We start from the raw sequence: 14454 nt of genomic DNA, 5'->3' as shown, positions 1-14454 counted from the left end.
CGCACCGGCGCACGCACGGTCCACCGCCCGTCCGTAGGCGGCGAGTTCGGAGCGGCGGGGGCCGCCGCGTGCGTCAAGGAGTGCCGTCCGGCCGGGCGCCGCTCATCCGGCGGACGAGGGGCGCCGGGCCACGCGGGGCACCCTGCGCGCCGTGTGGACCCGGTCGAAGGCGCCCTGGCCTTCCAGGTCACAGCCGGCAGCGGTGGGCCGTCGGCCTTCCTCATGGGCGCCCGCGACGTCAGTGAGCGCGCGGCCGAAGGACTCCGCCCCGACCAGCGGCTCGACGTACCGCTGCGTTCCCCGGCCGATGGGGGCACTCGGCTCACCCGGCGGCGGACGTCGGCGCCCGTGCCGCCCGGGTCCGCCACGAGCCCCCGGTAACGCGGGTCGTCGTCCCCGACCACCGCAGCGCGTACCGCGCCGGGCGGTGAGGCGAGCGGCCCCGCATCCGGTGAGCCGTGGCGAATGGCAGGATGCTTGCGGTGGAGGTCGTCCACGTCACGGGCGCGAGCGGACGCCGCGCTCCGGGGCGAAAGCGCCGAAGGAGGCCCGATGAGCCGCAGGAACCACCACGTCGCCGTGCTCGTGCTCGAAGGGGCGAAGCCACTCGACGTCGGCATCCCCGCGCAGGTGTTCTCCAGCCGGCCGAGCATGCCGTACGAGGTGCGGGTGTGCGGCGCGGCGCCCGGGCCGGTGACCGGCGGGGACGGCCTGTCCTACCACGTGGCCGAGGGCCTCGATGCCCTGGAGCACGCCGACACCGTCTTCATCCCCGGCTACCGGGAACCGGCGACCACCCACCCGCCGGCGGCGGTCGTCGGCGCCCTCACGGCCGCCCACGAACGGGGGACGCGGCTCGCGGCCATCTCGACGGGAGCGTTCGCACTGGCCGCGACGGGACTGCTCGACGGCAAGCGGGCCACGACCCACTGGCACTACACCAAGGCCCTCGCCGAGAGGCATCCGCAGGTGCTGGTCGACGAGAACGTGCTGTTCGTGGACGAAGGCGATGTGCTCACCTCGGCGGGCGCGGCATCCGGCATCGACCTCTGCCTCCACCTGGTGCGGCGCGACCACGGGGTCGCCCTCTCCAACCACGTGGCCCGACGGCTGGTGGCCGCGCCCTATCGCAGCGGCGGCCAGGCGCAGTATGTCCCCCGGAGCGTGCCCGAGCCGCTCGGCGACCTGTTCGCGAGCACCCGTGAGTGGGCACTCGGGCATCTCGCCGAACCGCTCACCATCGAGACGCTCGCCCGCAACGCGAGGGTGTCGGCGCGCACCTTTTCGCGCCGGTTCGTGGAGGACACCGGCTACACGCCGATGCAGTGGGTGCTCCGGGCGCGGGTGGACCTGGCACGCGAACTGCTCGAACGCACCGATCTGGGCGTGGAGCAGATCGCCGGACGAGTGGGGCTCGGCACCGGCGCGAACCTGCGGCTGCACTTCCAGCGCATTCTGGGCACCTCCCCGACGGAGTACCGGCACACCTTCTCGGCCTGACCCTTCCCCCAGGTCACCCGTGCGTCCAGCACATGTGGCGAGATCCTTGCGCACGGTGTCATTCGGGCCACTGTCGGCCCGGCAACCGGATGCCGAGGATGGACCCGACAGGACGACACGAAAGGCATTTTCATGACCCGCATCGCCGTCAACGGATTCGGCCGCATCGGACGCAACACCCTCCGCGCCCTGCTGGAGCGCGGGACCGACCTCGAAGTCGTCGCCATCAACGACCTCACCGCCCCCGACGCGCTTGCTCACCTGCTCGCGTTCGACAGCGCGCTCGGCCGTTTCGGCCGTTCCGTCGAGGTCGACGGGACCGATCTCGTGGTCGACGGCCGCCGCATCAAGGTGCTCGCCGAGCGCGAGCCCGCCAAGCTGCCGTGGGCGGAACTCGGCGTCGACATCGTGCTCGAGTCCACGGGCCGCTTCACCGCGGCGGACGCCGCCCGCGCCCACATCGACGCCGGCGCCCGGCGCGTCCTGGTGAGCGCCCCCTCCGACGGGGCCGACGTCACGCTCGCCTACGGTGTCAACACCGACGTCTACGACCCCGCCGCGCACGTGATCGTCTCGAACGCCTCGTGCACGACGAACGCCCTGGCTCCCCTGGCATCCGTGCTGGACGACCTGGCCGGCATCGAGCACGGCTTCATGACGACGGTGCACGCCTACACCCAGGAGCAGAACCTCCAGGACGGCCCGCACCGCGACCTGCGCCGCGCCCGCGCCGCCGGCGTGAACATCGTGCCCACCACCACCGGGGCCGCCAAGGCCATCGGCCTGGTGCTGCCGAACCTCGCGGGCAAGCTGTCGGGCGACTCGATCCGCGTACCGGTCCCGGTCGGCTCGATCGTGGAGCTGAACACCACGGTCTCGCGCGAGGTGACCCGCGACGACGTGCTCGGGGCCTACCGCGCCGCCGCCGACGGCAGGCTCAAGGGCATCCTCGACTACACCGACAAGCCGCTGGTCTCCAGCGACATCACCGGCCAGCCGGCGTCGGCGATCTTCGACTCCGCCCTCACCCGCGTCGACGGCAGGCACGTCAAGGTGGTGGCCTGGTACGACAACGAGTGGGGCTTCTCCAACCGCGTCGTCGACACGCTGGAACTGCTCGCCCGCGGCTGAGTGCGGCGCGTCACCGGACGCCTGAACAACCGTCAGGGGCCGTCTCCTGAGTGGCCCCTGACGGGCGGTCGGCACGCGTGGCCGGGACGGGAGACTACTGCTGCGGCGGCGCGGACACCGCCGGGGGCAGGGAGACCGAGCCCTGCGGGTTGACGACCAGCGTGGGCTCGCCCGGGGCGGGCGAGGGTGCCACGGTGTCCGCCGGATTGATGGTCGGGCTGGCGGTCGTCTGGTCCACGACCTGCGGGAAGTTCACCAACCCGGTCCTCTCCATCACCGTGATGTGGTCGAGCACCGTGTCGTTGGCCTGATCGGCCAGTTGCCGCACCAGGCTGTTCATGGTGGTCGAGCGGACCTTCGCGATCGTGTTGAAGATCTGGCCGTGGGTGAGTCGCAGCAGGTTGGCGAACGTCGAGTCGAACCCGGTTCCGTTGGCGCCCGAGAGCGTGGCGAGGAATCCCTGCTGCTGCGGAGTGGGCTGGTTGGGAACCACGATGCCGAGCTGGGTGGCCACCGTCCGGTCGGCGCTGTCCAGTGCGGTGTGGCCGTCGATCAGGTGCTGACCGGCCGTCTTGACCGCCTGCGTCGTGCCCTTCTGGAGTGCCATCTCACCGGCCGGGAACTCCCAGAGTCCCGCCAGGCGCACCTTGACGACGAACTCCCGGTCGAGCGCGGTCATGGGCCCGTAGGGAGTGGACACCGCACCCGCGTAGGGCGACGACGCCGCCGCGTTCACCCCGGACATCGCCGGGTAGACGAGCGCGGCAGCGGTGCAGACCAGCGCTCCGGCGACCAGTGCGGTGCCGGCCGTGAACCGGTTGGGGAACATGACGCCTCCTGTGCGGAATTTCGTACGCGCATCCGGACGCTAACGCGCCGAGCCCTGGGAATCACGGGATTGGAGGGGCCTGAGTGGTTCCCGGGACGGGACACAGGCGGTGTTGGTAGCGTGCAAACTTTCCGCTGTGCAAAGGTCGCGTGGCCTCGGCGAACGCGAACAGGTCTCCCGGAGCCGTCGACCCGGAGGAACGGTCGGCATCGCGACCGCACGGGGCGGTACAAATGACCCATGGCCGCCGGCATCCCCGCCGACGATTCCGACGCCGAGGCTATGGTCGGCGCTCTGCTGACCGCGTCGCGCCTCCTTGTCGCCGTCTCCGCCCGCTCACTCGCCGCGGTCGAGGAAGCCCTGACCTTGCCCCAGTTCCGGATGCTGGTCGTCCTCGAGACCCGTGGAGCACTGAGCCTGACCCGGCTCGCCGCGGAGTTGGGCGTGCAGCCGTCGACCGCCATGCGGATGCTGGACCGGCTGGAGTCCGCCGACATGGTGACCCGGGGCGCGTCCTCCACCGACCGGCGCATGAGCGTCATCTCGCTCACCGCTCCGGGGCGACGGACGGTGCGGGAGGCCACCGAGCGGCGCCGGACCGAGATCGCGGGCATCGTCGCGGCCATGCCGCCCGGCCAGCGCCGCCACCTCGTCCAGGCCCTGCAGGCTTTCACCGAGGCCGGGGGCGAGCCCGCCGTCGCCAAGGAAACGCCGCTGCACGTCGGCTGGTGAGCGTCGCCCGCGCGCACCCTTCCACCGCCGGCCGCCTGCGGGATACGCCACACGGGTGCGGTCTTGTGCTGTGTTCGCGGTACGCGAGGCGATCCGCGGTGGTGGTGACGGCTCCGGACGGTCGCGTTGATCTATGTGTAGGGCAGCGTGACCGGGGCCGCCCGCTCCTCTCCCAGGGCACGGCCCGAAGGCGGAGGAGACAGTCGATGAACGGTGACGAACGGCCCCCGGCCCCCGGCCAGGACAGGGCACCGGAGCCGGCGAGGCACGGCGGACGGCACCCGTGGCGGAGCGTGCGGAAAGCCACCGCCGACGCGATCGCCCGTGCCCGGTCGACGGCGCGCCGGGCCCAGGAGACACCCCCGCCCCCGGGGCCCTTCCGGCCGGGCTTCTGGCGCAGCCCGATCCGCGGGCCGTGGCTGACGTCGGTGTTCGGCCTGGTGCTGCTCTTCGGCATCCCCGTGATGTTCGTGACCGGCGCGCTGTCCTACGCCGCGTACAACCCGGGCCTGGGCCCGCTCAACGACCAGACCCCCGACAAGGGCCTGCTCGGTTTCTACCTGTTCGACTGGCCCACCCACCCGTACTGGCTCTACCGGCTGACCCAGGGCGTCCACGTGACACTCGGCGTGGTCCTCCTGCCCGTGCTGCTGGCCAAACTGTGGTCGGTCATCCCGAAGCTGTTCTCCTGGCCGCCCTTGCGGTCCCTCGCGCACGGACTCGAACGGCTTTCCCTGCTCCTTCTGGTGGGCGGAGCCGTCTTCGAGTTCGTCACCGGGCTCTTCAACATCCAGCTCTTCTACATCTTTCCCGGCTCCTTCTACACCCTGCACTTCTACGGCGCGTGGGTGTTCATCGCCGCGTTCATCGTCCATGTCTGCCTGAAATCCGGCCGCATGGTACGTGCGCTGCGCTCCCGCGGGCTCCTCGCGGAACTGCGCACCGATCGCGCCCGCACCCGTCCCGAGCCGCCCGACCCCGACGGTCTGGTGGCGGTCGCGCCGGCTGCCCCCACGATGTCGCGGCGCGGGGCCGTGGGGATGGTGGGGGCCGGGTCGCTGGCCCTGCTGGTGGTCACCGCCGGGCAGAGCATCGGCGGCGCGCTGCGCGGCACCGCCCTGCTCGCCCCGCACAACCGCAATCCGGGGACCGGGCCGAACGGCTTCCAGATCAACAAGACGGCCGCCTCGGTCGGCGTCACCCCCGCCCTGACCGGCCGTGCCTGGCGCCTGGAGGTCCATGGCCGGGGCCCGGCCCTGGTCCTCACCCGTGAACAGCTCCTCGCCATACGGCAGCGCGCGGCCGCGCTGCCGATCGCCTGCGTCGAGGGCTGGTCCACCGAGGACCAGCACTGGAGCGGCCTGCGGCTCGCCGAGCTCGCCGCCATGGCGGGCCTTCCCGAGGCGGGGAGTGTGCTGGTGGAGTCCGTGCAACCACCCGGCCCCTACAGCTCGGTCATACTGCGCGGCAACCAGATCCACGACCCGCGCGCCCTGCTCGCCCTGCGCGTCAACGGGGCCGACCTCTCGCTCGACCACGGCTACCCGGCGCGCGTCATCGTCCCGGCCAACCCCGGTGTGAACAACACCAAGTGGGTGCACCGGCTCACCTTCAGGACGTGACCATGGCACGCGCCCTGCGCTGGTACGGCGCCAACCCCCTGCACCTGCTGGTCCTGCTCTGCTCTTTCGCGCTCACCGCGTACGCCTGCGTGCGGCTGTTCGCGGTGCGGCCGGTCGAAGTGGCGATCTGGCTCGTGGGAGCGGCGATCCTCCACGACCTGATCCTGCTGCCCCTGTACTCCCTCGCGGACCTGTCGGCCCTCTCGGTACTGCGGCACCGCGCGGAAGCCGTGCCGAAGGCGCCGTGGATCAACCACCTGCGCGTACCGGCTTTCCTGTCCGGTCTGTTGCTGCTGGTGTGGTTCCCCCTGGTCCTCGGCATCTCGCGCCCCTACCCGGCCGCAACGGCGCTCACCCTGGACGTGTACCTCCCTCGCTGGCTGATCATCACCGCGGGACTGTTCGGCGTTTCGGCACTGACCTACGCACTCCGGCTGCGCCGTCTCCGCAGAGCCGCCCGGGCCGTAGAGCGGGGCGCCCGTCCGGGGAGGTGATCGCTACGGTGGGGTACCACAGCGGTTCACACCCGCAGTTGACGGCTGTTAAGGAGAAAGCGTGCCCCCTCGGATGAGGCTGACGGCGGTCACACTCGACTGCGCCGATCCCCAGGCGCTGGCCGCCTTCTACCGGCAGGCCACCGGACTCGAACTCCACTCGGCATCCGACCGTGACTTCGCCGGTCTCACCCGCGAGGACGGGTTCTTCATCGGCTTCCAGCGGGTCGACGGCTACCGGGCCCCGGACTGGCCCGGTCAAGCCGTGCCCCAGCAGGCCCACTTGGACTTCGCGGTCGACGACCTCGACGAAGCCGAGGCCATGCTGCTGGAGTTGGGCGCGGCGACACCGGAGCGCCAGCCGGGCGGGGGCAAGTGGCGGGTCCTCACCGACCCGGCCGGGCATCCCTTCTGCCTCACCCGGGGCTGACGCGTCGCGCAGGCCCCAGGAGTGCGCCTGCGCGGGGACGGACGGGTCCCCGCGCAGGCGCCTGGGATCAGGCGTCGGCGATCGGGCCGGTGCCCAGGCGGACGTTGTCGATCGCCCAGAACCAGTTGTTGCCGGCGTTGAAGATGCGGAAGTTCACCTTGACCGAGGCCGCCCCGGACGGGACGGCGAAGGGGAGGTCGACCAGGCGGTTCTGCTGGTCCTGGCCGCGGTTGGTGTTTCCTGAGGTGGCGCTGGAGTAGTACAGCACGCGGGACTTCTCGCCGGTGTCGAACTCGACCGTGACCTCGGCCTCCTGCGGGCTCTCCTGGCGGTAGTGGGAGTCGAAGCCCAGGTGCAGCGTCGAAGTGCCCGCCGGGACGGCGACCGCGGGGGTCGTCAGCGTCGAGTCGAACCGTCCCTTGCCGGACGGGCTGCCGGTGTCGTCCCAGTCGTCGGGGTCGACGACGGCGACGATTCCCAGCCCGCGGCTGAAGTTGGTGCGGTCCTGCGCGGCCGGGAACCAGAACTGCTTGGAGAGGAACGACCAGCCCTGGAGCTCCCGGGTGCCCTGGGGCATCCCGGGCGCGTTGGTGATCGTCCAGCCCTCGGGCGTGGTCCGCGTCCAGCCCACCAGCCCGGGACGGCTCAGGTCGGCGGCCGGGGCAAGGGCGGGGGCGACGGACTCGAAGTCCTCGGCCAGCAGCAGACCGGTCATGACGGGACCGACCTTGGCGGCCAGCGAGGCGGTCTGCTCCTTGGCCCGGCCGGCCAGGACGGCCGTGACGGTCGCCTGAAGGGTGACGGAGGCCCGGGCCGCCGCGGCCGGGGCGACGACGTCCCAGGTGAGCGCGACCGACGAGCGGGCCGGCACCGAGGCCGGCGCGCCGGCCGCCGGTGTGGCCTTCCAGCCGTTCGGCAGGGCGAGCGCGGACGCCAGGCCGGTGAGCGGGGCGCTCCCGGCGTTGGTGACGGTCGCGGTGACGGTGAGCGGCCTGTCCGGGGACAGCACGGTGCCGTCGGTCTTCGGCGAGGTGGCGGGACCGGCCAGGGCCACGCTCATCGCGGGCGCGACCTTGGTCCGTACCCGCGCGTCGGCGACCTTCAGCAGCCCCTTGCCGTCGGCGTGCGCGGTGACGGCAAGGCCGCCCGCCGTCGCGTCCGCGGCCGGGGTGACGGTGAAGCGGACCTCGGCGGAGGCTCCGGCGGCGAGCGAGTTCGGCGCGGAGCCCGACTGCTGGAGCGTCCAGTCGGCGGGCGCGAGCAGCGAGACCGTGAGGCCGGTCAGCGTGGCGGTGCCCTGGTTCTTCACGGTGACGACGACCTCGGCCGGGCTGCCCTGCGCGAGCGGGGCGTCCAGGGAGGGCAGCGGCGCGGGGAGGGTGATCGCCGCGCTGAGCGCCGGGACCGTTCCGGTGGCCGGGTCGGTGACGCCGTCCTTGCCGTCGGCCTGGTGGCCGGTGATGCGGCGCAGGAAGCGCGGGTCGTCCAGATCGACGACCACGATGTCGTACCAGCCGTGGTGCGAGGGGTGGACCGACACCGTCCGCGTCTGGCCGGGCGCGAGGGTGACGGTGCTGATCTCGTCATTGGCGTTGCGCGGGTAGACCGACTCCCCCACGAGCAGCGTGCGCGTCGTCGAGGAGGGGTTGCTGCACTGCACCAGGACCGGGCCGGTGCCGGTCGCGTCGACGAAGCAGGCCTCCGCGCCCACGCCCGCGCCGCGCAGTTCCCACAGGGCCCAGCCGAAGCCGCGCACCTGGAGGTCGTAGCCGTCGGTGCCGTAGGCGACCGTGCCCGTGGCCGTCGCGCCGTCGGCGACCGTCCAGGTCTGCGGGGCCGCTCCGTCGCCGGCGTACGCGGTGATCGAGGCCGGCCTGCTGCCGGAGTTCCCGAGGCTCAGCCGGACCTGTTCCTTGGAGACCTCGGCTCGCAACGACGTGCGGTACGGCGACGGACGGGTGGGCCGGGTGCCCTCCTCCTGCTCCGGAAGCGCCTGCTCCTTCGGCGGAACGGGGTTCCAGCGGCCGATCGGCGCCGGCACCGGGCCGGGCTGCTCCACATCGGGCTGGTTGCGTCCGTGGCTGAAGTCGAAGGCGGAGGTGAGGTCACCGAAGACGCTGCGGCGCCAGGTGCTGATGTTGGGCTCCTGCACACCGGTCCAGCGCTCCAGGAAGCGGATCACGGAGGTGTGGTCGAACGCCTCGGAGCAGACGAAGCCGCCCAGCGTCCATGGCGAGACGACGGTCATCGGCACACGCGGGCCGGGGCCGACCGGACGGCCGCCGAACCAGTCGTCGCTGTTGCCGGACTCCGGCTTCGGCGCGGTGGGAGCGGGCACGTGGTCGAAGTAGCCGTCGTTCTCATCGAAGTTGATGAACACCGCAGTCTTCGACCAGGTCTCGCGGTCGCTCGCGATGGCGTCGAGCAGGTCGTAGATGAGGTTGGCGCTGCCGACCGGGGTGGAGGAGCCGGGGTGCTCGGAGAGCGCCGCCGTGGGCACGATCCAGCTCACCTTGGGCAGCGTGCCGTTGCGGATGTCCTCCTTCATCCGGGTGATCAGGGTGTCCGGCTCGGAACGGTAGGCACCGCGCAGGAAGAGCCGGCGCTCGGCGTCGTTCAGCGCGTCGACACCCTGCTGGAACTGGGCGAGCGCCGCCTGGCGGTCCGCGGCGGTCCGGTTCCAGAGGCTGTCGTAGAACTGCTCGGTGGTGGAGAACGAACCGCTCACCTTGGAAAGGATCTTGCGGCCGATCGCCTTCCAGGGCCGGAAGTACTCGACAGCGTTGTCAGTGAAGTTGTCCCACTCCTGGTAGATCTGCCAGGAGATCCCGGCCGCCTCCAGGCGCTCGGGGTAGGTGGTCCACTCGTAGCCGCCGTGGTTGTAGTCGTAAGCGGCATTGGTGACGGCCCTGTTGACTCCGTCCGGCTCGTAGCCCGTGGTGCCGGTCCACAAGTAGTTCCGGTTGGGGTTGGTCGAGCCGTACACGGAGCAGAAGTAGGAGTCGCAAATGGTGAAGCGGTCGGCCAGCTCGTACTGGAGGGGGATGTCCCGCCGGTCGTAGTGGGCCATGGTGCTCTGGCCCTTGGCGGCCACCCAGTCGTTCCACCAGCCGTTCGCCCGGGCCTGGTTGGCGTCGGAGAAGCCGTGCGGGAGCGAGCCCAGGTACTGGATGTCGCTCTCGGGGCGGCCGGCGTCCGTCGCGGCCTGCCGGGCGGAGAACGGCAGGACCGCGCCACCGGCGGCCCGGGGCTGCTCGAAGACGGTGTCGCCGTTGGGCAGACGCAGCGGCGTACGGTCACCGAAGCCGCGAACGCCCTTGAGGGCGCCGAAGTAGTTGTCGAAGGAACGGTTCTCCTGCATCAGCACGATCACGTGCTCGATCGCGTCCATGCCACCGGGCGCCATCGGCGCGGCCATGGCCTGGATCAGTGACGGGGGCAGGAAGGAGAGCGCGCTACCACCGGCGAGAGCGCCGAGGAGCTTGCGGCGGGAGATGTCGGACATAGTGGGGAGGCTAAATTGCAGGCAGCGCAGCCGGTAACCCTCCGCGACAGAGCTTCGTCCGCCGTTCACGAGAGAACGCCAAGCGTTCAACTGTTCGCGTGACGCCATGTTCCGGCGCACGACGGAACTGCCCCGGCGTCAGGCGTAGGTCGGACGGTGGTCCGGTTCCTTGCGGCTTCCTTGTCTCTCTCACCTGGGTCGACGTGCCGCGACTCGCCCCCGGCCTTCGTCCGTGGGCCGCCGTGAAGGCGCGGGCCGCGCCGACGAGCCCGCGTTCGCGCCGGGCACGTGCGCGAACCCCGAGCCGGCGAGCGCCGGTTGACCTGTGCCGCGTCAGCCGCGTCAGCCGTCGGAGAAGAACGTGTTCCCCGCCCCGGCACCCAGCCCCGCACTCGCCGCCGGCTCCAGACCCGCCTCGGACAGCGTGACCAGCCGGTCGAGGCGCCGCACCTCCCAGTGCTCCAGTGCGACGGCCGGCAGCGGCTGCGACGGGCTCCACCCGAGCAGGGCGGTCGCCAGGCCCGCGGCGTCACCGAACGCCTTGGACGCCCCCTCCGCGACGTGGGGCCTGACCGTGCCCGCCGCATCGCCGATGAGAGCCGCGTGGTCGGCCACCATCCGCCACGGAGGGAGGTCGAGCACCGGTTGCATGAAGAGGTCCGACAGCCCCACCAGCTCGGCGAGGGCCGGTGGAAGCGAGGCCTCAGCCTGGCGGACCACCCGCGCGGCGGTCTCCGGCGGCACGTCGCCCGGCGGCAGGAAGTACGCGAAAGGCCGTGCGGAGCGGCCCGTCAGGAGTCCTTGCAGATCCGGCTCGGCGACATTGACGTACCAGACCCAGTTGACGCGCCGCGAACCCTTCTCCAGCTCGCCGCCGGCTCCCGGAACCGGATAGCAGACCATCTGCATGCCGGCGGACGTGAAGGACGTGAATCGGCCCGAGAGAAGCTCCAGCAGTTCACCGGAGAGCCGGGATTCGGGTTCCAGACCGCGCCAGGCGACGTAGCCGGCGTACGCGGGACGCGAGGAGGGGGCGAGCAGTCTGCGCGTCACCGACCCGATTCCGTCCGCTCCCACCAGGAAATTGCCCTGCGCGGTGGACCCGTCCGAGAACTCGGCGGTGACCTCGTGGCCCTCCACCAGCACACGCCGGAGTGCGCCGTCCAGGCGGTGGCAGACGTCCGCGAGGGGTTCGCGCAGCACGCGGTGGAGGGCGTCCCACGCGGTCATCAGCTGCGGCGCCTCGTTGCGCGTGGCCTTGCCGTCCCCATCGAGTCGCAGGCGCTCGTGCAGTTCCACGCCGACCGCCTCCGCGGGCACGCCCAGGCGGTTCAGCAGCGCCTCGATGTCCGGCTGCACGACGATGCCGGCGCCGTGTGCCGCCGTCCGCGCCGCCGACCGCTCATAGACGGCGACGTCGGCCCCGATGGCCCGCAGTTCGTGCGCGGCCGCCAGACCGCCGACCGATCCGCCGATGACCGTGGCCGCGAAGTTCGTCTCCGGAATGGCGCACCTCCACTGCCGGGCGGACGCTCCCGCGCGGCATCCGTTCGGCGCAGGAGCCTAAACACACCCGATGAGCGCCCGCAACCCGCGCGTGTCCGCCGGGATTCACTGTGTCAGCCATTCGCGGGAGCCCGGTTGCGGGCGCACTTGCGGCCAATTAGCGTGACGTCCGGTCACAGAACTCACGTAATGAATGCCGGCCGCTCCGCCGCCGGCCACCGGCCCGCCGGGTGGGCGTTTCCAGGGCCGCCGCAGGAATTGCATGGAATGACCAAAGGAGATTCGTCGTGCCCGAAATTCCCCATTGGCATTCTCGGCGGAAGGTGCTCTTCACCTCGGCCTCCGCCATGACCGCGGCAACCACAGGGGCGTTCGGCCTGCTCTCCCGCAAACCGGTCGCGGCGAAGGGGAGCACGAGCGTCCGCCCCTTCCGCATCGACGTTCCGCAGCGGGATCTCGACGAGCTCCATCGTCGCATCGTCGCCACGCGGTGGCCCGACCGCGAGACGGTCCCCGACCAGTCCCAGGGCGTCCAGCTGGCCACCTTGCAAGAACTGGCCCGCTACTGGGCGACGTCCTACAACTGGCGGAAGATCGAGGCGAAGCTCAATTCCCTGCCGCAGTTCATGACCGAGATCGACGGACTCGACATTCACTTCCTGCACATCCGCTCCCGGCACCCGAACGCGCTGCCGATGATCCTTACCCACGGCTGGCCGGGATCCATCCTGGAATTCCTCAAGGTGATCGACCCGCTCACCGACCCCACGGCGCACGGGGGAAGCGCGGAGGACGCCTTCCATCTCGTGATCCCTTCCATGCCCGGATACGGCTTCTCGGAGCGGCCGACCACCACGGGCTGGGGGCCCGACCGCATCGCCCGCGCCTGGGCCGTGCTGATGGAACGCCTGGGATACCAGCGCTACGTGTCCCAGGGCGGCGACTGGGGAGCGGTGATCTCGGACCGGATGGCGGTCCAGCGCCCTCCGGGGTTGCTCGGCATCCACGTGAACTTCCCGGCCACCGTGCCGCCGGACATCGCGAAGAAGCTCGCTTGCGGTGACCCGGCCCCGGCCGGTCTGTCCGTCGACGAGAGGACCGCGTTCGACGAACTCGCCGCCTTCTACAAGACGGGCTCCGGCTACTCCGCCATGATGGTCACCCGTCCGCAGACCGTGGGATACGGGCTGACGGACTCGCCGGCCGGCCTGGCCGCCTGGATGTACGACAAGTTCGCGGCGTGGACGGACAGCGGCGGCGACCCCCAGCGTGTGCTGACCGACGACGAGATGCTCGACGACATCACGCTCTACTGGGTCACCAACACCGCGGTCTCCTCCGCTCGCCTCTACTGGGAGAACAACGCCAACAACTTCAACGCCGTTTCGGTCTCCCTCCCGGCCGCCATCACGGTGTTCCCGGGCGAGATCTACCGGGCGCCGCTGAGCTGGGCCAAGCAGGCCTACCACGACCTCATCTACTACAACAGGGCCCGCAAGGGCGGTCACTTCGCGGCCTGGGAGGTGCCGGACATCTTCACGAGGGAACTCCGCGCCGCGTTCGAGTCGCTGCGCCACCCGGGAGCCGCCGGCAAGTGAGGCCGGAGCCCGTCCCGGTCTCCCTCGAACACACCGGACTCGTACCGATCGGAAGGAGCCGTACCGTGCCCTTCATCACGACACAAGACGGAACCGAGATCTTCTGCAAGGACTGGGGAACGGGGCAGCCGGTCGTGTTCAGCCACGGCTGGCCACTGACCGCCGACGCGTGGGACCCCCAGTTGAACTTCATGGCGGACAACGGCTTCCGCGCCATCGCCCACGACCGTCGCGGGGGCGGGCGCTCCGGGCAGTCCTGGGCGGGGAACGACCTCGACACCTACGCGGACGACCTGGCGTCGCTGATCGAGTCGCTGGACCTGCGGGACGCCATTCTCGTCGGCCACTCCACCGGCGGCGGCGAGGTGGCGCGCTACATCGGCCGCCACGGCACCGGACGGGTGGCGAAGGCCGTCCTGCTCAGTGCGATCCCGCCGCTGATGCTCAAGACCGACGCGAACCCCGAGGGACTGCCCATCGAGGTCTTCGACGAGATCCGGGCCGGCGTCGCGAAGGACCGCTCCCAGTTCTACCAGGACCTCAGCGCGGCCTTTTACGGCGCCAACCGCGACGGCTCGACGGTCTCCCAGGGCACGCGCGACGCGTTCTGGCTGTGGTCGATGCAGGTGGGCGTCAAGAGCGCGTACGACTGCGTCAAGGCGTTCTCCGAGACCGACCTGACCGAGGACCTCAAACGGTTCGACGTCCCGACGCTGATCGTGCACGGCGACGACGACCAGATCGTGCCGATCGTTGCCGCGGGCAACAAGTCCTCGAAGCTGGTGAAGGGTTCGATCTTCAAGGTCTACCCGGGCGCCCCTCACGGCCTGGCGATGGTCCCCGAGTACGCCGGACGATTCAACGCCGACCTCCTGGAATTCGCCCGCGGCTGAGCCGCCCCGCGACCGCCTCACCACGGCCGTCCGGCCATCCCCCGGGATGTCGGGCGGCCGCCGCACGTCGCCCCGTCCCTCGCTTCGATTTATGAACTCGCTTAATTCCAGGCTTTGTTGGATGAGCCGGTGGAATGGCTTCCGGCACGGTTCCGGCCCACGCCGGTATCCACACCCCGCAGTTGCCGCGCGATATCAGGGCTCCGAAGACAGG

General features: G+C 71.1%; 11 protein-coding genes. 8 read left to right on the top strand and 3 right to left on the bottom strand.

The features are described from left to right. Positions 1-552 precede the first annotated feature (552 nt). The gene (locus RV983_RS35255; RefSeq protein ID WP_475989780.1) at positions 553-1500 is read left to right on the top strand and encodes a GlxA family transcriptional regulator; all 948 of its coding nucleotides are present in this window, start codon (positions 553-555) and stop codon (positions 1498-1500) included. 132 nt (positions 1501-1632) lie between these two features. Continuing rightward, entirely contained in the window at positions 1633-2631 is a 999-nt protein-coding gene (gene gap / locus RV983_RS35250) for a type I glyceraldehyde-3-phosphate dehydrogenase (protein WP_475989779.1), read from the top strand. Between the two features lie 94 nt (positions 2632-2725). Here the strand turns inward: gap and RV983_RS35245 are convergent, their stop codons facing one another. Continuing rightward, positions 2726-3460, bottom strand: a complete 735-nt coding sequence (locus RV983_RS35245; protein ID WP_475989778.1) for a DUF4142 domain-containing protein — start codon at positions 3458-3460, stop codon at positions 2726-2728. Positions 3461-3700: 240 nt separating this feature from the next. Between RV983_RS35245 and RV983_RS35240 the strand changes: the two genes are divergently transcribed. The 4 genes from RV983_RS35240 (at position 3701) to RV983_RS35225 (ending at position 6738) form a co-directional block, all read left to right on the top strand. Further along, entirely contained in the window at positions 3701-4192 is a 492-nt protein-coding gene (locus tag RV983_RS35240) for a MarR family winged helix-turn-helix transcriptional regulator (RefSeq protein ID WP_475989777.1), read from the top strand. 206 nt (positions 4193-4398) lie between these two features. Further along, positions 4399-5814, top strand: coding sequence for a molybdopterin-dependent oxidoreductase (locus RV983_RS35235; RefSeq protein ID WP_475989776.1), 1416 nt, complete (start codon positions 4399-4401; stop codon positions 5812-5814). A 2-nt stretch (positions 5815-5816) separates the two neighbouring features. Next, the gene (locus tag RV983_RS35230; RefSeq protein ID WP_475990548.1) at positions 5817-6308 is read left to right on the top strand and encodes a hypothetical protein; all 492 of its coding nucleotides are present in this window, start codon (positions 5817-5819) and stop codon (positions 6306-6308) included. Between the two features lie 61 nt (positions 6309-6369). Beyond that, on the top strand, positions 6370-6738 hold the full coding sequence (locus tag RV983_RS35225; protein WP_475989775.1) for a VOC family protein: 369 nt from the start codon (positions 6370-6372) through the stop codon (positions 6736-6738). A 67-nt stretch (positions 6739-6805) separates the two neighbouring features. Here the strand turns inward: RV983_RS35225 and RV983_RS35220 are convergent, their stop codons facing one another. After that, on the bottom strand, positions 6806-10243 hold the full coding sequence (locus RV983_RS35220; protein ID WP_475989774.1) for a phosphocholine-specific phospholipase C: 3438 nt from the start codon (positions 10241-10243) through the stop codon (positions 6806-6808). Positions 10244-10585: 342 nt separating this feature from the next. Next, positions 10586-11749 (bottom strand): FAD binding domain-containing protein, encoded by a 1164-nt coding sequence (locus RV983_RS35215; protein WP_475990547.1) that lies wholly within the window; start codon positions 11747-11749, stop codon positions 10586-10588. Positions 11750-12036: 287 nt separating this feature from the next. Here RV983_RS35215 and RV983_RS35210 point away from each other — a divergent pair, with 287 nt between their 5' ends. Continuing rightward, complete coding sequence (locus RV983_RS35210; RefSeq protein WP_475989773.1) at positions 12037-13347, top strand: epoxide hydrolase family protein; 1311 nt, start codon at positions 12037-12039, stop codon at positions 13345-13347. A 65-nt stretch (positions 13348-13412) separates the two neighbouring features. Beyond that, positions 13413-14240: an alpha/beta fold hydrolase gene (locus tag RV983_RS35205; RefSeq protein WP_475989772.1), complete on the top strand. Its 828-nt coding sequence runs from the start codon at positions 13413-13415 to the stop codon at positions 14238-14240. The last annotated feature ends 214 nt before the right edge of the window (positions 14241-14454 follow it).

Source organism: Streptomyces sp. RLA123 (genome assembly GCF_056270165.1).
The sequence above is the reverse complement of the archived record's forward strand: the minus strand, read 5'-3'. Positions and strand labels throughout refer to the sequence as shown.

What these genes read in the sequence shown, in the direction of transcription:
- RV983_RS35255 (WP_475989780.1), top strand. Translation starts at nt 553, where the DNA reads ATGAGCCGCAGGAACCACCACGTCGCCGTGCTCGTGCTCGAAGGGGCG.
- gap (WP_475989779.1), top strand. Translation starts at nt 1,633, where the DNA reads ATGACCCGCATCGCCGTCAACGGATTCGGCCGCATCGGACGCAACACC.
- RV983_RS35245 (WP_475989778.1), bottom strand. Translation starts at nt 3,460, where the DNA reads ATGTTCCCCAACCGGTTCACGGCCGGCACCGCACTGGTCGCCGGAGCG.
- RV983_RS35240 (WP_475989777.1), top strand. Translation starts at nt 3,701, where the DNA reads ATGGCCGCCGGCATCCCCGCCGACGATTCCGACGCCGAGGCTATGGTC.
- RV983_RS35235 (WP_475989776.1), top strand. Translation starts at nt 4,399, where the DNA reads ATGAACGGTGACGAACGGCCCCCGGCCCCCGGCCAGGACAGGGCACCG.
- RV983_RS35230 (WP_475990548.1), top strand. Translation starts at nt 5,817, where the DNA reads ATGGCACGCGCCCTGCGCTGGTACGGCGCCAACCCCCTGCACCTGCTG.
- RV983_RS35220 (WP_475989774.1), bottom strand. Translation starts at nt 10,243, where the DNA reads ATGTCCGACATCTCCCGCCGCAAGCTCCTCGGCGCTCTCGCCGGTGGT.